We start from the raw sequence: 18,556 nt of genomic DNA on the forward strand, positions 1-18,556 counted from the left end.
TCGGAGAAGTACCAGTTGCGGCCCCGTGACTGGGAGGCCGCCGAACGCGAGGGCCGCACCCTCACCCCCCTCATCACCCGCCTCAACACCATCCGGCGTGCCAGTCCGGCCCTGCGTCAGCTGCGCGATCTGCACTTCCACCACGCCGATCAGGACGCGGTGATCGTGTACTCCAAGCGCTCGGGCTCGAACACGGTTCTGGTGGTCGCCAACCTCGACCCCCATCACACCCAGGAGGCCACGGTCTCGTTGGACATGCCGCGTCTCGGCCTGGACTGGCACGAGACGGTGCCGGTGCGCGACGAGCTGACCGGCGAGACCTACCACTGGGGCAGGACCAACTATGTGCGACTGGAACCGGGCCGCCGGCCCGCGCACCTGCTGACCGTCCTGCGACCGTCCATCCAGCAGACCGGAGGGTCACCCACACCATGACTGTGAATGAGCCCGTCCCGGACACGTTCGAGGACACGCCCGCCAAGGACCGGGACCCGGAGTGGTTCAAACGCGCGGTCTTCTACGAAGTCCTCGTCCGCTCCTTCCAGGACAGCAACGGCGACGGCATCGGCGACCTCAAGGGCCTCACCGCCAAACTCGACTACCTCCAATGGCTCGGCGTCGACTGCCTCTGGCTGCCGCCCTTCTTCCAGTCGCCGCTGCGCGACGGCGGCTACGACGTCTCCGACTACACCTCCGTCCTGCCCGAGTTCGGCGACCTCGCCGACTTCGTGGAGTTCGTGGACGCCGCCCACCAGCGCGGCATGCGCGTCATCGTCGACTTCGTCATGAACCACACCAGCGACCAGCACCCGTGGTTCCAGGAGTCCCGCAAGGATCCCGACGGCCCCTACGGCGACTACTACATGTGGGCCGACGACGACAAGCAGTACCAGGACGCCCGCATCATCTTCGTCGACACCGAGGCGTCCAACTGGACCTTCGACCCCGTCCGCAAGCAGTACTTCTTCCACCGCTTCTTCTCCCACCAGCCGGACCTCAACTACGAGAACCCGGTGGTCCAGGAGGAGATCGTCTCCGCCCTCCGCTTCTGGCTGGACCTGGGCATCGACGGCTTCCGCCTGGACGCCGTGCCCTATCTGTACGCGCAGGAGGGCACCAACTGCGAGAACCTCCCCGCGACCCACAACCTGCTCAAGCGGGTCCGCAAGGAGATCGACGCCCACTACCCGGACACGGTGCTGCTGGCGGAGGCCAACCAGTGGCCCGAGGACGTGGTCGACTACTTCGGCGACTACGCCTCCGGCGGCGACGAGTGCCACATGGCGTTCCACTTCCCCGTCATGCCGCGCATCTTCATGGCCGTGCGTCGCGAGTCCCGCTACCCCGTCTCCGAGGTCCTGGCGAAGACCCCCGCCATCCCCTCCCACTGCCAGTGGGGGATCTTCCTGCGCAACCACGACGAGCTGACCCTGGAGATGGTCACCGACGAGGAGCGCGACTACATGTACGCGGAGTACGCCAAGGACCCGCGGATGCGCGCCAACATCGGCATCCGCCGGCGGCTGGCCCCGCTCCTGGACAACGACCGCAACCAGATCGAGCTGTTCACCGCCCTGCTGCTCTCCCTGCCCGGCTCGCCGATCCTCTACTACGGCGACGAGATCGGCATGGGCGACAACATCTGGCTCGGCGACCGGGACGCCGTACGCACCCCCATGCAGTGGACCCCCGACCGCAACGCCGGCTTCTCCTCCAGCGACCCGGGGCGGCTCTACCTCCCCACCATCATGGACCCGGTCTACGGCTACCAGGTCACCAACGTCGAGGCATCCATGTCCTCCCCCGCCTCACTGCTCCACTGGACCCGCCGCATGATCGAGATCCGCAAGCAGAACCCCGCCTTCGGCCTCGGCACCTACACCGAACTCCCCTCCACCAACCCGGCCGTCCTCGCCTTCCTGCGCGAGTACAAGGACGACCTGGTGCTGTGCGTGAACAACTTCTCGCGGTTCGCCCAGCCCACCGAACTGGATCTGCGGGAGTTCACCGGACGCCACCCGGTGGAGCTGATCGGCGGGGTGCGGTTCCCGGCCATCGGTCAGCTCCCCTATCTGCTGACCCTCGCGGGTCACGGCTTCTACTGGTTCCGGCTCCGCAAGGACGCGGTGTAGAACTCGGAGAACTCGCGGGCGGGGCGGTTTCCCCCGCCCCGCCCCGGGCACCCATACGTAACACCCCGCCCCGGGGAAAGGACGCCCGCCATGTCGGAAGCCGTCGCCCGTGCCGCCTCCACCGGCCCCGGTCTGCTCGCCTCACTGGCACCGCTGCTGCGCACCTGGCTGCCCCGGCAGCGCTGGTTCGCCGGCAAGGGGCGCCCGGTCAGCGGCTTCTCGCTGGTGGCGGCCACCGATCTGCTCCCGCCCGGCGGCCGGCTCGCGCTGCTCCATCTGCTGGTGCGGGCCCATCAGCCCGAGCAGCGGGGCGACTGCTACCAGCTCCTCATAGGCGCGCGCGAGGCGCTGCCGCCCCGGCTCGCGCCCGCGCTGATCGGTCAGGTGCGCCAGGGCCCGCTCGCCGGGCGGACGGTGTACGACGCCGTGTACGACCCCCGGCCCGCCGAGGTGCTCCTGGAGGCCCTGCGCTCCCGGGCCCGTGTCGGCTGGCTGCGTTTCGAGCGGGACCCCGGGCACGGTATCCCTCCGGACCTGGCGCCCCGGGTGGTCGGCGCCGAGCAGTCCAACTCGTCGGTGGTCTACGGCGACACCCTGATCCTCAAACTGCTGCGCCGGGTCGCCCCCGGCATCCACCCCGACCTGGAGCTACCGCTGGCCCTGGCCCGCGAGGGCTGTGCGCGGGTGCCCGCGCCGACCGGGTGGATCCGGGCCGAACTGGGCGCGGAGCCCTATGTCCTCGGTGTCCTCCAGCCCTACCTCCCGGGCGCCGGGGACGGCTGGGAACGCGCGCTGCGCGGGCTGGCCGAGGGCGCGGACTTCACCCCCGAGGCCCGTGAGCTGGGCCGCGCCACGGCCGAGGTGCACACCGCGCTCGCCCGCGCGCTGCCCACGGTCACGCTCGGCCCCGCCCGGCTGGAGCCGCTGCTCACCGGGATGCGCGCACGGCTCGACGCGGCCGTACGGGCGGTGCCCGCGCTGCGGCCCCACGCGCCCGGGCTGCGGGCCGCGTTCGACGCGCTCGCCGGGCACTGCGCCGCCGGGCACACCTGGACCGCCCAGCGGATCCACGGCGATCTCCATCTGGGGCAGTGTCTGCGGGCCGCCTCCGGGGCCTGGTCGCTGATCGACTTCGAGGGCGAACCCGCCAAGTCGCTGGCCGAACGCCGGATGCCGCAGCCGGTGGCCCGGGACGTCGCGGGCATGCTGCGCTCCTTCGACTACGCCGCCCACTCGGCCCGCCCGCCCGCGCCCGGCACCTGGGCGACCGACTGCCGCGCCGCCTACTGCGCCGGTTACGCCGAGGCGACCGGACACGACCCGCGCGCCGACGCCGTGCTCCTGCGGGCCTACGAGACCGACAAGGCGGTCTACGAAGTCGTCTACGAGGCCCGGCACCGCCCCGAGTGGCTCCCCGTGCCCCTCGCGGCGGCCCACCGCCTCGCCACCGCCCCGTCCTGATCCACCCCGTTGCGCGCAGGAGGCCCCGTCCGTGACCCCGCGTCCCCCGTCCAGCACCCCGAACCCGAACTCCAGGAAGAACCAGAAGAGCCAGAAGAGCCCTAAGAACCCGAAGAACCCGAGGAACCCGAGGAACCAGAAGAAGGCGCAGGCGACCGGGGAGACGGAGAAGAAGGCCGGGGAGAACCCCGCGAAGGATGCCGGGGAGAGCCCCGAGGAAAGAACCGTCCCCGCCCCTCCCGAGCCCCTCGCGCTCTCCCCCAGCCCCAACCTGGACGCGGCGGACCGGGAACGGCTGCTGTCCGGGGCCCATCACGACCCCCACGGGGTGCTGGGCGCGCACCCCGTCCCCGGCGGGGTGGTGTTCCGGGCGTTCCGCCCGTACGCGCTGTCGGTCACGGTCGTCTCCGGAGGTGTCTGGGCCGAGCTGCACCATGACGGCGACGGGCTGTTCTCGGGTCTGCTGCCGCTGCCGGACGTGCCGGAGTACCGGCTGGTGGTGGGCTACGAGGGCAGCGAGCTGGAGACGGAGGACCCGTACCGTTTCCTGCCCTCGGTCGGCGAACTCGATCTGCATCTGATCGGCGAGGGCCGGCACGAGCAGCTCTGGCGGGCGCTGGGCGCCGAGCCGATGACCCATCAGGGGGTGTCCGGCACCCGCTTCACGGTCTGGGCGCCGAACGCGCGGGGCGTCAGCGTCGCCGGTACCTTCAACCACTGGGACGGCACCGGCTTCCCGATGCGCTCCCTGGGCGGCTCGGGCGTCTGGGAGCTGTTCGTCCCCGCCATAGGCACCGGTGAGCAGTACAAGTTCGCGATCACCCGGCCGGACGGTTCGAAGACGCTGCGCGCGGACCCGCTGGCCCGGCACACCCAGGTGCCGCCCGAGACGGCGTCGGTGGTGACCTCTTCGACGTACGAGTGGGGCGACGGCGCCTGGCTGGCCCGGCGGGGTGAGGTGCCCGCGCATGAGGCCCCCTTCTCGGTGTACGAGCTGCATCTGGCCTCCTGGCGGCCCGGACTGACGTACCGCCGGCTCGCCGAGCAGCTCCCGGCGTACGTCAAGGACCTGGGCTTCACCCATGTGGAGCTGCTCCCGGTCGCCGAGCACCCCTTCGGGGGCTCCTGGGGCTACCAGGTGACCGGGTTCTACGCGCCGACGGCCCGGCTCGGCACCCCCGACGACTTCCGTTTCCTGGTCGACTCCCTGCACCGGGCGGGCATCGGCGTGATCATGGACTGGGTGCCCGCGCACTTCCCGAGGGACGACTGGGCGCTGGCCGAGTTCGACGGACGGCCGCTGTACGAGCACGAGGACCCGCTGCGGTCGGCGCACCCGGACTGGGGGACGCTGGAGTTCGACTACGGGCGGCCGGAGGTGCGGAACTTCCTGGTCGCCAACGCGGTGTACTGGTGCGAGGAGTTCCACATCGACGGGCTGCGGGTGGACGCGGTCGCCTCGATGCTCTACCTGGACTACTCGCGCGAGCCGGGCCGGTGGACGCCGAACGAGCACGGCGGCCGGGAGAACCTGGACGCGGTGGCGTTCCTCCAGGAGATGAACGCCACCGTATACCGCCGGGCGCCGGGGGTGGTGACCATCGCCGAGGAGTCGACGGCCTGGGACGGGGTCACCCGTGCCACCCACCACCACGGGCCGAGCGGCTTCGGCGGGCTGGGCTTCGGGATGAAGTGGAACATGGGCTGGATGCACGACTCGCTGACGTACATGACGCACGAGCCGGTGCACCGCAAGCACCACCACCATGAGATGACCTTCTCGATGGTGTACGCGTACAGCGAGAACTACGTCCTGCCCATCTCCCACGACGAGGTCGTGCACGGCAAGCGCTCGCTGGTGTCGAAGATGCCCGGCGACTGGTGGCAGCAGCGCGCCAACCACCGCGCGTACCTGGCCTTCATGTGGGCGCACCCGGGCAAGCAACTCCTCTTCATGGGGCAGGAGTTCGCCCAGGGCGCGGAGTGGTCGGAGGCGCACGGCCCGGACTGGTGGCTGCTGGACCCGGCGTACGGGGCGGAAGCCGACCACCGGGGCGTGCGGGACCTGGTCCGCGATCTGAACACGGTGTACACGGCCACGCCCGCGCTGTGGCAGCGCGACACCGACCCGGCCGGCTTCGAGTGGATCGCGGGCGACGCGGCGGACGACAACGTCCTCGCCTTCCTCCGCCGCGCCGCCGACGGCACCCCGCTGCTCGCGGTGAGCAACTTCGCGCCGGTGGTCCGCCCGGACTACCGGCTGGGCGTGCCCGACGACGTCCCCGCCTGGCACGAGACGGTGAACACGGACTCGGCCGCGTACGGCGGCAGCGGGGTGACCACCGCCGACCCGGTGAAACCGGAGCCCCACCCCGCCCATGGCCGCCCGGCCAGTGTCACCCTGACCCTGCCCCCGCTGGCGACGGTGTGGCTACGGCCGGCCTGAGCGCAACGCGTCCGGCAGCGGGGCGGCGTGCAGGACGCCGAGCCGCTGGGTCGCCCGGGTCAGCGCGACGTACAGATCACTGACCCCGTAGGCGCCGGGCTCCACGACCAGCACCGAGTCGAACTCCAGTCCCTTCGCCTGGCGGGGGTCGAGCAGGACGACCCGGCGGGTCAGGTCGGGTTCCTCCCCGGCCGTCACCCCGTCCAGGCGGGCCGCGAGGCGCCGGTGCAGGGCCCGGGGGGCGATGACCGCCAGCCGCCCTTCCTCGGGGGTGAGTTCGGCGACCGCCTCGGTGACCGCGCCGGGCAGATCGTCGGTGGCGCGGATCCAGGGACGTACCCCGGTGGACCGTACCGACCGCGGCGGTTCGAAGTCCGGGTCCTCGGCCCGTACGACCGCCGCGGCCAGCTCCATGATCTCGGCGGGGGTGCGGTAGTTGACGCCGAGGCGGGTGTGCTCCCAGCGGTCCTCGACGTACGGGGCGAGGACCGACGTCCAGGACCGCGCCCCGGCCGGGTCCGCCGTCTGGGCCGGGTCGCCGACCAGCGTCATGGACCGGGTCGGGCTGCGCCGCATCAGCAGCCGCCACGCCATCGGGGACAGCTCCTGCGCCTCGTCCACGATGATGTGCCCGAACGCCCAGGTCCGGTCGGCCGCCGCCCGTTCGGCGGCGCTGCGGTGGTCGGCCTCCTCCTGCCGTTCGGCGAACCGCTCGGCGTCGATGATGTCATGCGCGGAGAGCACCTCGGACGCCTCCGGGTCGCTGTCCTGCTTGTCCTCGAACTCGAAGGTGCGCGACGCGTACGACACGTCCAGCACGCCCTGTGCGTAGGCGATCTGGGTCTCGCGCTCGTGCTCGGCGAGGGCGCGGGCCGTCCGGTCGTCCACGCCGAGGAGTTCGGCGGCCTCGTCGAGGAGCGGCACGTCGGCGGTGGTCCAGGCCCGGGTCACCGGCCGGCGGATCGCGTCGGCGTCGGCCGCGTCGAGGTAGCCCTCCGGCGCGGCGAGGAAGTCGGCGAGCAGCCGTCGCGGGGTGAGCCGGGGCCAGAGCTGGTCCACGGCCGACCAGACCTCGGGGTTCTCGGCGAGGTCGTCGCGGATCTGGGTGAGGTCGGCGGCGTCCAGCAGGCTGGAGCCGTCGTACGGGTCGGTGCCGATGCGCTCGGCGTACAGCTCGGTGAGCGTGTTGAGGATGTGGCCCTCGAAGTACTCGCGGGCCACGTTGTGCGGCAGCTTGACGGCGCGGGTGCGTTCGCGGGCGACGCTCACGAGGCCGTCGTCCAGCATGAGGATCTCGCGGTCGTGCTCGATGGTGACGACCGGGTCGGGCAGCGCCTGCCGGTCGCGTACGACGGCGGCGAGCACGTCGGCCATCTCCGCGCGCCCCTTGACGGCCGCGGCGCCGGGGCTGTCGGTGGCGGTCGCCCTGACGCCGGGGAAGAGTTCGCCGACGGTCGCGAGGAGCACCCCGGTCTCGCCGAGGGAGGGCAGCACCTCGCCGATGTAGCCGAGGAAGGCGGGGTTGGGGCCGACGATCAGGACCGCGCGCCGGGCGAGCAGTTCGCGGTGCTCGTAGAGGAGGTAGGCGGCGCGGTGCAGGGCGACCGCGGTCTTGCCGGTGCCGGGGCCGCCCTCGACCACCAGGACCCCGCGGTACGGGGCGCGGATGATCTCGTCCTGCTCGGCCTGGATGGTCTGCACGATGTCGGCCATGCGGCCGGTGCGCGCGGAGCCCAGCGCGGCGAGCAGGACGGCGTCCCCCGAGGGGTCCTCGTGGCCGGTGCGCTCGCGGTCGCCGAGGTCGAGGAGTTCGTCGTGCAGGGCGGTGACCCGGTGGCCGTCGGTGGTGATGTGGCGGCGCCGGCGCAGGCCCATCGGGGTGTGGCCGGTGGCGAGGTAGAAGGGGCGGGCGACCTCGGCCCGCCAGTCGATGAGGACCGGGGTGCGCTCGGAGTCGTCGGCGCGCAGTCCGATCCGGCCGATGTGGTGGTCGGCGCCGGAGGCGAGGTCGATCCGGCCGAAGCAGAGCGAGCCATCGACCGCGTCCAGCGCGGCGAGCAGCGCGGACTGTTCGGCGACCTGGATGTCCCGTTCCAGCCGGGCCTGCATGGGCTTGTCGCCCTGGGCGAGCGCGTCGGTGACGGACCGGCCGGCGGCTGCGCGCAGGACGTCGACGCGGGCGTACAGACCGTCGATGAATTCCTGCTCGCGGCGCATTTCTACGTCCGGCTGGTCGCCCGGCTCTTCTGGAAAACCGTTGTTTGACAATTCCGCTCCCGCCCGGATATACTGTGTTCACAAGGCTTGTTCTGCGACTCCGATAAAGGAAGTCGCGAACCATTGAATATACGCCGAGAAATCCCCCGAGCGCAATTGCTCGGGGGATTTCTTGTGTGATCGACAGTCATCGACAGCCATCGACAGTCACCACCGACCCTCACCGCCGGCCCTCAGCGGTGGCCCGCCGGGGCTCTGGGCGCCGCGGGACGCCGCGGAACCGCTCAGAGGGCCTCGTCCAGCTCGGCCAGCAGCCGCCGCTTGGCGCGCGCCCCCACCAGCGACTTCACCGGCTCACCGCCCCGGAAGAGCAGGAAGGTCGGCATCGCCAGCACCTTGTACCGCTGGGTGGTGCCGGGATTGTGGTCGACGTTCAGCTGGACCACCTTCAGCCGCTCCGCCTCCTCCGTCGCGAGCGCGCTGAGCACCGGCCCCATCTGTTTGCACGAAGGACACCAGTCGGCGGTGAATTGCACCAGCACCGGCAATTCCGCCCCGATCACCTCCGCCGCGAAGTCCGCGTCGGACACCTCGGCCACTCCGGCGGCCCCGCTCATGTCGCTCCCCTCATGTCGGTCCCCTCATGTCGTTCCTCCCAGTTCGCACACCGGTTCCGGACCTCCCGGAACCTCCGCGTCGGCGGCCAGCGCGTCCCGCTCCCGCTCGGCCCGCGCGAGCTGGGCGCCCACCTCGGCGCGTACCGCCGTCAGCTCGCCGATCAGCGCGTCCAGCTCGGCCAGCTTGCGCCGGTAGACCGTCAGCGAGGCGGGGCAGCTGTCGCCCTCGGGGTGCCCGGCACGCAGACACTCCACGAACGGCCGGGTCTCCTCCAGCTCGAACCCGAAGTCCTGGAGCGTCCTGATCTGCCGCAGCAGCCTCAGATCCCGCTCGTCGTAGGCGCGATGGCCGTTGACGTCCCGCCGCGCGGGCAGCAGCCCCCGCGACTCGTAGTACCTGAGCGCACGCGTGGTGGTCCCGGCCCGTTCGGCCAGCTCGCCGATTCGCATGCGTACGAACGTACGCCTTGACGTCGGCGTCAGGGCAAGGGGCGCCGCGCGGTCCGCCGCCGGGGCCGGTGCGCCGGGCGCATGCCGGAGGACCCCGGGCCGGCTGAGTGACAGGGGGGAGACTCAGCCGGACCGGGGTCCTCGGGGTCAGGTGCCCGGTCCCGGTTCAGGCGGGGTCGGACACCTCGGAAGGGGGCGGGCCGGGCGGAGGCCCGCTCCCCAGAAGCCTGACTCAGGCTTTGGCCAGCGCCTTGTCGGCCTTCGGCTGCGCGGGCACCTCGGCCTCGGCGTCGTCCGCGCCGCCACCGCCGCCGTGACCGTCGTCCAGCAGCGTCTTCTCGTCGAAGGGCAGCTGTCCGGCGAGCACCTGGTCCACGCGCCCGCGGTCGATCTCCTTGGTCCAGGTGCCGATCAGCACCGTGGCGACCGCGTTGCCCGCGAAGTTGGTCAGGGCGCGGGCCTCGCTCATGAAGCGGTCGATGCCGACGATCAGGCCGATGCCGTCCACCAGGGCGGGCTTGTGCGACTGGAGACCGCCCGCCAGCGTGGCGAGACCGGCGCCGGTGACACCGGCGGCGCCCTTCGAGGCGATCAGCAGGAACAGCAGCAGCGAGATCTGCTCGCTCACCGACATCGGGGTGCCCATGGCGTCGGCGATGAACAGGGACGCCATGGTCATGTAGATCATGGTGCCGTCGAGGTTGAAGGAGTAGCCGGTCGGGACGGTGATACCGACCACCGGCTTGCTGACCCCCAGGTGCTCCATCTTCGCGATGAGCCGCGGCAGCGCGGACTCGGAGGAGGAGGTGGACAGGATCAGCAGGAACTCACGGCCCAGGTACTTGAAGAGCGAGAAGACATTGAGCCCGGAGATCACCTTCAGCAGCGCGCCGAGCACCAGGAAGACGAAGAGGAAGCAGGTCACGTAGAAGCCGAGCATCAGCACGGCCAGGCTCTTGAGCGCGTCCAGGCCCGCGGAGCCGGTGACGGCGGCGATCGCGCCGAACGCGCCGACCGGGGCGATCCACATGATCATCGCGAGGATACGGAAGACCAGGCGCTGGATGTGCTCGATGCCCCGCAGGATCGGCTGGCCGGCCGAGCCCATGGCCTGCAGCGCGAAGCCCGCGAGCAGCGCGATCAGCAGGGCCTGGAGGACCTCGCCGCCGGTGAAGGCGGAGACGATCGTGGTCGGGATGATCCCGAGCAGGAACTCGGTGGTGTCCTTCGCCTCGGCGTCGACCTGCGCCTGACCGGTCTCCCGGATGGCGTCGGTGACCGCGAGACCGGTGCCCGGCTCCAGCAGGTTGCCGACGAGCAGACCGATGGCGAGGGCCACCAGGGACATCACCACGAAGTAGACGAGGGCGATACCGCCGACCGCGCCGACCTTGGCGGCCTTACGGACCGAGCCGATCCCGAGCACGATGGTGCAGAAGATGATTGGCGCGATCATCATCTTGATCAGATTGACGAAGCCCGTTCCGATGGGCTTCAGCTCTACGGCGAAGTCGGGCGCGATCAGACCCACGGCGATGCCGAGCGCGACCGCGACGATGACCGCGATGTAGAGGTAATGGGTGCGGTCCCGCTTGGCGCGGGGTGCGGCAGGTGCGGCGTCAGGTGCCGTTTCGGGGGTGCGGCTGCTCACGGCTGCCCTCCTTGATGTCGTCGTCGGCATCACCGGCGTGCGGCTCACGTCCGGGGGGTATGGGGGATAGCCGTGACTATCTCCCGGCCTGTGAGGCCGGTCACCCTTGCGTTCATTTAGTTCACGCTTACGCCGCGAGGCACACTGGCGTCATGCTGCGTATCCGCTTCCCGAGACCCCGGAGCCTGGCCGGTCAGCTCTTCGCCATGCAGGCGGTGCTGATCGCCGTGCTCGTGGCCGGGTACGCGCTGTTCACCTACGTCAGCGACCGCAGCCAGGCCGAGGACGCGGCCGGTCGGCAGGCGATGGCGGTGGCCCGGGCGGTGGCCGACGCGCCCTCGGTGGCCGAGGCGATCCACACCTCCGACCCGACGGCCCAGCTCCAGCCGTACGCGGTACGGGTGGTGCGGGACGCCGGGATCGACTTCGTCACGATCATGAATCCGGAGGGGATCCGCTGGACCCACCCGGACGAGAACCAGATAGGCAAGCCTTTTCTCGGTCATATCGAGGCGGCCCAGCGGGGCGAGTCGTTCACCGAGACCTACACCGGCACCCTCGGCCCGTCGGTGCGGGCGGTCACCCCGGTCGTCGAGAACGGCAGGGTGATCGGGCTGGTCAGCGCGGGCATCCGGGTCGAGGCGATCAGTCAGCGGGTGCAGGAGCAGGTCACCGCGCTGATCGGGGTCGCGGCGGGGGCGCTCGCGGTGGGCGCGGTGGGCACGTATGTCGTCAACGCCCGCCTGCGCCGCCACACCCACGGCATGAACGCGTCCGAGCTGAGCCATATGCACGACTACCACCAGGCCGCGCTGCACGCGGTGCGCGAGGGGCTGCTGATGCTGGACGGGGGGTACCGGGTGGCGCTGATCAACGACGGCGGCCGGGAACTGCTCGGGGTCAGCGGGGAGGTGGTGGGCCGCTCGGTCGCCGATCTCGGGCTGCCCGCGCAGCTGACCGGGGCGCTGCTGTCCTCCGAGCCGCGGGTGGACGAGGTGCATCTGACCGCGGACCGGGTGCTGGTGGTGAACACCTCGCCGGTCTCCGGCGGTGAGCGGCGGGGCACGGTGGTGACCCTGCGGGACGTGACGGAGCTGCAGTCCGTGATGGGCGAGCTGGACTCGGAGCGGGGCTTCACCCAGGCGCTGCGCTCCCAGGCCCACGAGGCGGCCAACCGGCTGCACACGGTCGTCTCGCTGATCGAGCTGGGCCGCGCGGACGAGGCGATCGCCTTCGCGACGGCCGAGCTGGAGCTGGCGCAGGCGCTCACCGACCAGGTGGTGGCCGCCGTCAGCGAGCCGGTGCTCGCGGCGCTGCTGCTGGGCAAGACGGCGCAGGCCAACGAGCGGGGCGTGGAGCTGGAGGTCTCCCGTGAGAGCGGCGGTCTGGACGACGGGCTGCTGCCGCGGGCCCTGCCGGCCCGGGACCTGGTGACCATCCTGGGCAATCTGATCGACAACGCGGTGGACGCGGCGCAGGGCAGTGCCGGAGCGCGGGTCACGGTGGCGGTGTACACCGAGACCGCCGGCGCGGGACCGGACGCCGAACTGGTCCTCCGTGTCTCCGACACCGGCACGGGTGTCGACCCGGCCCACACCGACCTGGTCTTCGAACGCGGCTACTCCACCAAGCCGTCCGGCCCCGGCGGGCGCGGCCTCGGCCTCGCCCTGGTCCGCCAGACCGCCCACCGCCACAACGGCACCCTGACCGTGACCCCCTCCCCCGACGACGGAGCCCAGTTCGAGGTCCGCCTCCCCCTGAGACCCCCGGCCCCCTCGCCAGGCAGTACGGTGCCGGACGGGAGAGAGCACCCGGGAGCGGGAAGCGCCTGCGGCTCGGAGAACGCGGGGGGTAGGGGTGTGGAAGGCCGACCGGGCTGCCCGATCGGCACGGGGGCGGCGCCCCCGCACGGCACGACGCCGGAGGGCCTGGTCGACACGGCGCCGGCCGATTCCGGCGGAACGGGCCCCGGAGGCTCCGGCAGCCCAGGCCGACGGGACCCGGCCCGGGCGGACCGGGAGCCCCGGCCGGACCCCGGCGGTACCGGGGCGGAACGAGCCGTGCCGTCGGACCCCCGCGGTACCGGGGCGGAACGAGTCGTGCCGTCGGACCCCGGCGGTATCGGGGTGGAAGGGATCCTGCCGGCTCGGCGGGAGCGGGGCGGTGGTGGGTATGGGACGACGACGGGAGAGCGGGGATGAACGACGCGGGCAGAGGTGGCGGCCAGCCGCCGGGCCCCGGTGATCCGTCGGCGGGCGACGGGCGGCAGGTCCGCGGGGGACCGTCGGCCCCGGGCGGACGGCGGCCCATCCGGGTGCTCGTCGTCGAGGACGACCCCGTCGCCGCCGACGCGCATGTGATGTACGTCGGCCGGGTGCCGGGGTTCGTCGCCGCGGGCAAGGCGCACACGGGGGCGGAGGCACGGCGGGCGCTGGAGCGGGACCCGGTGGATCTGCTGCTGCTGGATCTGCATCTGCCCGATGTGCACGGGCTCCAGCTCGCCCGGTCGCTGCGGGCGGCCGGCTATCACGCCGACGTGATCGCGGTGACGTCGGCCCGGGATCTGGCGGTGGTCCGCGAGGGCGTCTCCCTGGGCGTGGTGCAGTACGTGCTGAAGCCGTTCACGTTCGCGACCCTGCGCGACCGGCTCGTCCGGTACGCGGAGTTCCGGGCCTCCGCCGGTGAGGCCAGCGGCCAGGACGAGGTGGACCGGGCGCTGGCCACCCTGCGCGCCCCCGGCCCGGCTGCGCTGCCGAAGGGGCTGAGCGGGCCGACGCTGGAGCGGGTCACCGGCGCGCTGCGCACCAGCGAGGAGGGGCTGACGGCGGCCGGGGTCGCCGAGGCGGTCGGTATCTCACGGATCACCGCACGCCGTTACCTGGAGCATCTGGTGGACGCCGGGCGGGCGGGCCGCAGCCCCCAGTACGGGCAAGTGGGACGGCCTGAACTGGTGTACCGGTGGGTGCGGGGCGCGGCGCAGGGCCGCTGACCACGGGCGCCGCCCGGCCGGGGGTGGGACGGTCCGCCGCCGGGCTGTCGCCCGCGTACGACGGCGCACGTCGTCCTCCCGTTCGCCGCCGCACACGCCGTACGTCCAATCCCGGCATACGCATTGACCGGACCGGAGCACCCCTGCTTACGTTCACGGGGCAGTCGTCTTCCGGCCACACCCTTCGTGCGCTCGCAGGAGGTCATGCCCGTGCGCCCCACCGCCGTGCTGCTCACCACCACCCTGGCCCTGACCGCCGCCGGCCTCACCGCCTGCGGCGGTGGCTCCGGCAGTGACCCCGACACCGTGAAGGTGTCCTACAAACAGTCCACTGACAATTCCGTGAAGGTGATGGACAACTACCTCGCGGACATCAGGAAACAGTTCGAGAAGGAGAACCCGGGCAAGAAGGTGGAGTTCGTGCCGATCAAGGCACCGGACTCGGAGTACTACACCAAACTCCAGCAGATGCTCCGCTCCCCGAAGACCGCCCCCGACCTGGTCTACGAGGACACCTTCCTGATCAACTCGGACATCACCAGCGGCTATCTCAGACCCCTCGATCCCTATCTGGAGAAATGGGCCGACTGGGACCGGTTCATCGACACGGCGAAAGCCGCGGCGCGCGGCGAGGACGGGAAGACGTACGGCGTCCCGGACGGCACCGACACCCGCGGACTCTGGTACGACAAGGGGGTCTTCGCCAAGGCCGGGCTGCCCGCCGACTGGCGGCCGAAGACCTGGGACGACGTCCTGACCGCCGCGCGGACCATCAAGGAGAAGGTGCCCGGCGTCACCCCGATCAACGTGTACACCGGCAAACCCGCCGGGGAGGCCGCCACCATGCAGGGCTTCGAGATGCTGCTGTACGGCACGGGCGACGGCGCCGCCGACCCGCTGTACGACAAGGACAGCAAGAAGTGGGTCACCGGGAGCCAGGCGTTCAAGGACGCGCTGACCTTCGTGGAGACCGTGTATCAGGAGAAGCTCGGCCCGGACGTCGCCGACGCGCTCGACCCCAACTTCGGTACCCGGGTCCGCGGTGAGCTGCTGCCCCAGGGCAAGCTCGGTATCGATCTGGACGGCTCGTGGCTGCCGCAGGACTGGCTGCCGGGCAGCGGGCACGAGTGGCCGCAGTGGTCGCAGAAGCTGGGTCTTGCCGCGATGCCGACGCAGCGGGGGCAGGCGCCCGGGGAGGTCAGCATGTCCGGCGGCTGGACCTGGTCCATCCCGGACAAGGCGGCCAACCCCGATCTCGCCTTCGACTTCATCAAGACGATGCAGACCAAAGAGAACGCGCAGAAATGGTACGTCGCCAACTCCGGTATCGCGGTGCGCGAGGACGTGGCCGCCGACCCGGAGTACATGAAGGCGCAGCCCGGTATCGAGTTCTTCACCGAACTGGTCGCCAGCACCCACTACCGGCCGGCATACCCGGCGTACCCGAAGGTGTCGGTCGCCATCCAGGAGGCGATGGAGGCGGTGACCACCGGGGACGCGTCCGTCGACGAGGCCGCGAGCGGCTACGACGACACGGTCAAGGACGTCACCGACAACCAAGTGATCGAGAAGTGACGTGCACAGCGCGTCCGTGAACGGGCCGGCCACGCCGGGCGGTCCGGTGCTGAAGACCCCACCGGAGCCCGAGCGCAAACCGGTGCCGGTCGTGGCGGCGACCCCGCCCCGGCGCGGGTCCCGGACCCTCTCCCGGTTCCTGCCGGTCTCCCCCGCCCTGATCCTGCTGCTGCTCTTCCTGGCCGGGCCGATCGGCTACTGCGTGTACCTCGCCTTCACCGACCTTCAGCTCACCGGTCAGGCCGAGTCGTCGTTCGTGGGGCTGGAGAACTTCCGTACGGCGTTCCAGGACGAGGCGTTCCTGAACGCGGTGTGGCTGACCCTGGTCTTCACGGTGCTGTCGTCGCTGATCGGGCAGAACACCCTGGGTCTCGCGCTGGCGGCGCTGATGCAGCGGGCGTCGAAGCCGGTCCGTACGCTCACCGGCGGCATCGTTGTCACGGCCTGGGTGCTGCCGGAGGTGGTGGCCGGATTCCTGCTGTACGCGTTCTTCCGCCGGGAGGGCACCCTCAACGCGATCCTCGACTTCCTGCATCTGCCCTCGCAGAACTGGCTGTACACGCTGCCGATCCTGGCGGTGTCGTTCGCCAACGTGTGGCGCGGCACGGCGTTCTCGATGCTGGTCTACTCGGCCGCGCTCAACGAGATCCCGAAGGAGATCCAGGAGGCCGCCGAGGTGGACGGGGCGGGCGGCTGGCGGCGGATGTGGCACATCACGCTGCCGATGATCCGCCGCTCGATCGGCACCAACCTCATGCTCAACACCCTCCAGACGCTGTCCGTGTTCGGGCTGATCTGGGTGATGACCCGGGGCGGCCCGGGCGACAGGAGCCAGACGCTGCCGCTGTTCATGTACGAACAAGCCTTCCAGAACAGCATGATCGGCTACGGCACGGCGGTGGCGCTGCTGCTGCTCGTGGTGGGGTCGCTGTTCTCGGTGGTCTACATGCGTCTGCTGCGGACGGAGGTGTGACGAGGTATGACAACGATGGCGCGCCATCGGACCACCCGCAGGCTCGCCGCCGACGCGGGGCTGGTCGTGGCGGCGGCGGCGTTCGTGCTGCCGCTGGCGTGGGTGCTGCTCTCGGCGGTGGATCCGGGCGCCGATCTGCGGGTGCGGGTCCCGGACGGGGTCACGTTCGACAACTTCGACGCGGTGCTCACCGAGGACGTCACGTTCCGGCCGCTGCTCAACAGCCTGATCCTGTGCGGTGGCGCGACCGCGCTGACGGTGGCGTCCGCGACGCTGGCGGCGTATCCGCTCTCCCGGTTCCGGTCCCGGCTGAACCGGCCGTTCCTGCTGACGATCCTGTTCGCGACGAGTCTGCCGATCACCGCCATCATGGTGCCGGTCTACGCGCTGTTCGTGCAGGTCGATCTGATCGACACCATGCGGGGCACGATCTTCTTCTTCGCGGCGTCCCAACTGCCGTTCGCCATCTGGCTGATGAAGAACTTCATGGACGGTGTCCCCAAAGAGCTGGAGGAGGCGGCGTGGACGGACGGCGCCTCCTCCTTCCAGTCCCTGCTGCGTATCGTGCTGCCGCTGATGGGGCCCGGGGTCGCGGTGGTGACCGTGTTCTCGTTCGTCATGATGTGGGGCAACTTCTTCGTCCCCTTCATGCTGCTGCTCACCCCCGACCAGATGCCGGCCGCCGTCAGCATCAACGAGTTCTTCGGCAACCGCGGCATGGTCGCCTACGGCCAGCTCGCCGCGTTCTCCGTCATCTACTCGACGCCGGTGATCCTGCTGTACGTCCTGGTGGCCCGGCGGCTGGGGGGTGGTTTCGCCCTGGGCGGCGCGGTGAAGGGGTGAGCCACCGCGGCGGGGCCCCTCAGGGGCCCTCCAGGGGCCCTCCCCGGGGATCGGCCCGGGGGGCGGTCCGGGGGGCGGCTCGGGGATCGGCCCGGGGGTCGGTCCGGGATCGGCCAGGGGATCGGTCCGGGATCGGCCCGGGGGGCGGTCCGGCTAGAAGACCGACTCGGCCTCGTCCATGCGGTCCTTGGGGACCGTCTTCAGTTCGGTGACGGCCTCCGCGAGGGGGACCATCATGACGTCCGTGCCGCGCAGGGCGGTCATATGACCGAACTCACCGCGGTGGGCGGCCTCCACGGCGTGCCAGCCGAAGCGGGTGGCGAGGACCCGGTCGTACGCGGTGGGGGTGCCGCCGCGCTGGACGTGGCCGAGGATGACCGGCTTGGCCTCCTTGCCGAGCCGGCGTTCCAGCTCGAAGGCGAGGGCGGTGCCGATGCCCTGGAAGCGCTCGTGCCCGAACTGGTCGATCGCGCCCTTGCGGTAGTCCATGGTGCCCTCGGCGGGGTGGGCGCCCTCGGCGACGCAGACGACGGCGAACTTCTTGCCGCGCGAGAACCGCTCCTCGATCATCTTCGCCACGGCGGCGGGGTCGAAGGGCCGCTCGGGCAGACAGATGCCGTGGGCGCCGGCCGCCATGCCCGACTCCAGGGCGATCCAGCCCGCGTGCCGGCCCATGACCTCCACGACCATCACCCGCTGATGGGACTCGGCGGTGGTCTTCAGCCGGTCCATCGCCTCGGCGGCGACCCCGACGGCGGTGTCGAAGCCGAAGGTGCGGTCGGTGGCGGAGATGTCGTTGTCGATGGTCTTGGGGACGCCCACGACGGGCAGTCCCGCGTCCGACAGCATCCGCGCGGCGGTCAGCGTGCCCTCGCCGCCGATCGGGATGAGCGCGTCGATACCGAAGTCACGGATCATGTCCGAGGCGTTCTCGCACGCCTCGCGCAGCCGGTCGCGCTCCAGCCGGGAGGAGCCGAGGATGGTGCCGCCGCGGGCCAGGATGCCGCTGACCGCGTTGAGGTCCAGGGCCCGGTAGCGGCCGTCGAGCAGGCCCGCGTACCCGTCCTCGAAGCCGATCACCTCGTCGCCGTACTGGGCGACGGCACGGTGCACGACCGAGCGGATCACTGCGTTCAGTCCGGGGCAGTCGCCACCTGCGGTGAGAACTCCGATACGCATGGTGCTGTGTCTCCTGCTCGCTG

General features: G+C 71.3%; 14 protein-coding genes. 9 read left to right on the forward strand and 5 right to left on the reverse strand.

Annotation, left to right across the window (positions count from 1 at the left end; genetic code table 11):
* From ACIQNG_RS31365 to glgB, 4 genes are all read left to right on the forward strand, one after another.
* A partial coding sequence (locus ACIQNG_RS31365) for a DUF3459 domain-containing protein (RefSeq protein WP_401489677.1) occupies nucleotides 1-435 on the forward strand: 435 nt, incomplete at its 5' end.
* Nucleotides 432-2,132 (forward strand): maltose alpha-D-glucosyltransferase, encoded by a 1,701-nt coding sequence (treS, locus tag ACIQNG_RS31370; protein ID WP_401489679.1) that lies wholly within the window; start codon nucleotides 432-434, stop codon nucleotides 2,130-2,132. The genes ACIQNG_RS31365 and treS, both read left to right, overlap by 4 nt.
* 90 nt (nucleotides 2,133-2,222) lie before the next feature.
* On the forward strand, nucleotides 2,223-3,593 hold the full coding sequence (locus ACIQNG_RS31375; RefSeq protein ID WP_401489681.1) for a maltokinase: 1,371 nt from the start codon (nucleotides 2,223-2,225) through the stop codon (nucleotides 3,591-3,593).
* A gap of 31 nt (nucleotides 3,594-3,624) precedes the next feature.
* Nucleotides 3,625-6,039, forward strand: coding sequence for a 1,4-alpha-glucan branching enzyme (gene glgB / locus ACIQNG_RS31380; RefSeq protein ID WP_401489683.1), 2,415 nt, complete (start codon nucleotides 3,625-3,627; stop codon nucleotides 6,037-6,039).
* Here the strand turns inward: glgB and ACIQNG_RS31385 are convergent.
* The 4 genes from ACIQNG_RS31385 to ACIQNG_RS31400 form a co-directional block, all read right to left on the reverse strand.
* On the reverse strand, nucleotides 6,025-8,256 hold the full coding sequence (locus ACIQNG_RS31385) for a HelD family protein (RefSeq protein ID WP_401489853.1): 2,232 nt from the start codon (nucleotides 8,254-8,256) through the stop codon (nucleotides 6,025-6,027). The genes glgB and ACIQNG_RS31385 overlap by 15 nt on opposite strands.
* A gap of 284 nt (nucleotides 8,257-8,540) precedes the next feature.
* On the reverse strand, nucleotides 8,541-8,873 hold the full coding sequence (locus ACIQNG_RS31390; RefSeq protein WP_401489684.1) for a thioredoxin family protein: 333 nt from the start codon (nucleotides 8,871-8,873) through the stop codon (nucleotides 8,541-8,543).
* A 24-nt stretch (nucleotides 8,874-8,897) separates the two neighbouring features.
* Nucleotides 8,898-9,323 (reverse strand): MerR family transcriptional regulator, encoded by a 426-nt coding sequence (locus ACIQNG_RS31395; RefSeq protein ID WP_401438731.1) that lies wholly within the window; start codon nucleotides 9,321-9,323, stop codon nucleotides 8,898-8,900.
* A 232-nt stretch (nucleotides 9,324-9,555) separates the two neighbouring features.
* Nucleotides 9,556-11,004 carry a cation:dicarboxylate symporter family transporter gene (locus ACIQNG_RS31400; protein ID WP_401489856.1) on the reverse strand — a complete coding sequence of 483 codons (1,449 nt, stop codon included), beginning with the start codon at nucleotides 11,002-11,004 and terminating at the stop codon, nucleotides 9,556-9,558.
* Nucleotides 11,005-11,129: 125 nt separating this feature from the next.
* Here ACIQNG_RS31400 and ACIQNG_RS31405 point away from each other — a divergent pair, with 125 nt between their 5' ends.
* The 5 genes from ACIQNG_RS31405 (at nucleotide 11,130) to ACIQNG_RS31425 (ending at nucleotide 17,354) form a co-directional block, all read left to right on the forward strand.
* On the forward strand, nucleotides 11,130-13,175 hold the full coding sequence (locus tag ACIQNG_RS31405; RefSeq protein ID WP_401489859.1) for an ATP-binding protein: 2,046 nt from the start codon (nucleotides 11,130-11,132) through the stop codon (nucleotides 13,173-13,175).
* Nucleotides 13,172-13,963, forward strand: coding sequence for a response regulator (locus ACIQNG_RS31410; RefSeq protein WP_401438733.1), 792 nt, complete (start codon nucleotides 13,172-13,174; stop codon nucleotides 13,961-13,963). Before ACIQNG_RS31405 ends, ACIQNG_RS31410 begins: the two co-directional genes overlap by 4 nt.
* 204 nt (nucleotides 13,964-14,167) lie before the next feature.
* Nucleotides 14,168-15,538, forward strand: a complete 1,371-nt coding sequence (locus ACIQNG_RS31415; RefSeq protein WP_401489687.1) for an extracellular solute-binding protein — start codon at nucleotides 14,168-14,170, stop codon at nucleotides 15,536-15,538.
* An 82-nt stretch (nucleotides 15,539-15,620) separates the two neighbouring features.
* The gene (locus ACIQNG_RS31420) at nucleotides 15,621-16,511 is read left to right on the forward strand and encodes a carbohydrate ABC transporter permease (RefSeq protein WP_401439038.1); all 891 of its coding nucleotides are present in this window, start codon (nucleotides 15,621-15,623) and stop codon (nucleotides 16,509-16,511) included.
* 6 nt (nucleotides 16,512-16,517) lie between these two features.
* Nucleotides 16,518-17,354: a carbohydrate ABC transporter permease gene (locus ACIQNG_RS31425; RefSeq protein WP_401438739.1), complete on the forward strand. Its 837-nt coding sequence runs from the start codon at nucleotides 16,518-16,520 to the stop codon at nucleotides 17,352-17,354.
* Nucleotides 17,355-17,507: 153 nt separating this feature from the next.
* Here ACIQNG_RS31425 and ACIQNG_RS31430 read toward each other — a convergent pair whose 3' ends face one another.
* Nucleotides 17,508-18,533, reverse strand: a complete 1,026-nt coding sequence (locus ACIQNG_RS31430; protein ID WP_401438742.1) for a 6-phosphofructokinase — start codon at nucleotides 18,531-18,533, stop codon at nucleotides 17,508-17,510.
* Nucleotides 18,534-18,556 lie beyond the last annotated feature (23 nt).

Origin of the sequence: Streptomyces sp. NPDC091377, assembly GCF_044757045.1 — a bacterium.
In the GTDB taxonomy this organism is placed as follows: Bacteria; Actinomycetota; Actinomycetes; order Streptomycetales; family Streptomycetaceae; genus Streptomyces.

Bases quoted from the DNA above. Each gene is read 5' to 3' on its own strand.
- ACIQNG_RS31415 (WP_401489687.1), top strand. From the start codon at position 14,168: ATGCCCGTGCGCCCCACCGCCGTGCTGCTCACCACCACCCTGGCCCTG.
- treS (WP_401489679.1), top strand. From the start codon at position 432: ATGACTGTGAATGAGCCCGTCCCGGACACGTTCGAGGACACGCCCGCC.
- ACIQNG_RS31385 (WP_401489853.1), bottom strand. From the start codon at position 8,256: ATGCGCCGCGAGCAGGAATTCATCGACGGTCTGTACGCCCGCGTCGAC.
- ACIQNG_RS31395 (WP_401438731.1), bottom strand. From the start codon at position 9,323: ATGCGAATCGGCGAGCTGGCCGAACGGGCCGGGACCACCACGCGTGCG.
- ACIQNG_RS31430 (WP_401438742.1), bottom strand. From the start codon at position 18,533: ATGCGTATCGGAGTTCTCACCGCAGGTGGCGACTGCCCCGGACTGAAC.
- ACIQNG_RS31400 (WP_401489856.1), bottom strand. From the start codon at position 11,004: ATGCCGACGACGACATCAAGGAGGGCAGCCGTGAGCAGCCGCACCCCC.
- ACIQNG_RS31375 (WP_401489681.1), top strand. From the start codon at position 2,223: ATGTCGGAAGCCGTCGCCCGTGCCGCCTCCACCGGCCCCGGTCTGCTC.
- ACIQNG_RS31425 (WP_401438739.1), top strand. From the start codon at position 16,518: ATGACAACGATGGCGCGCCATCGGACCACCCGCAGGCTCGCCGCCGAC.
- ACIQNG_RS31410 (WP_401438733.1), top strand. From the start codon at position 13,172: ATGAACGACGCGGGCAGAGGTGGCGGCCAGCCGCCGGGCCCCGGTGAT.
- ACIQNG_RS31390 (WP_401489684.1), bottom strand. From the start codon at position 8,873: ATGAGCGGGGCCGCCGGAGTGGCCGAGGTGTCCGACGCGGACTTCGCG.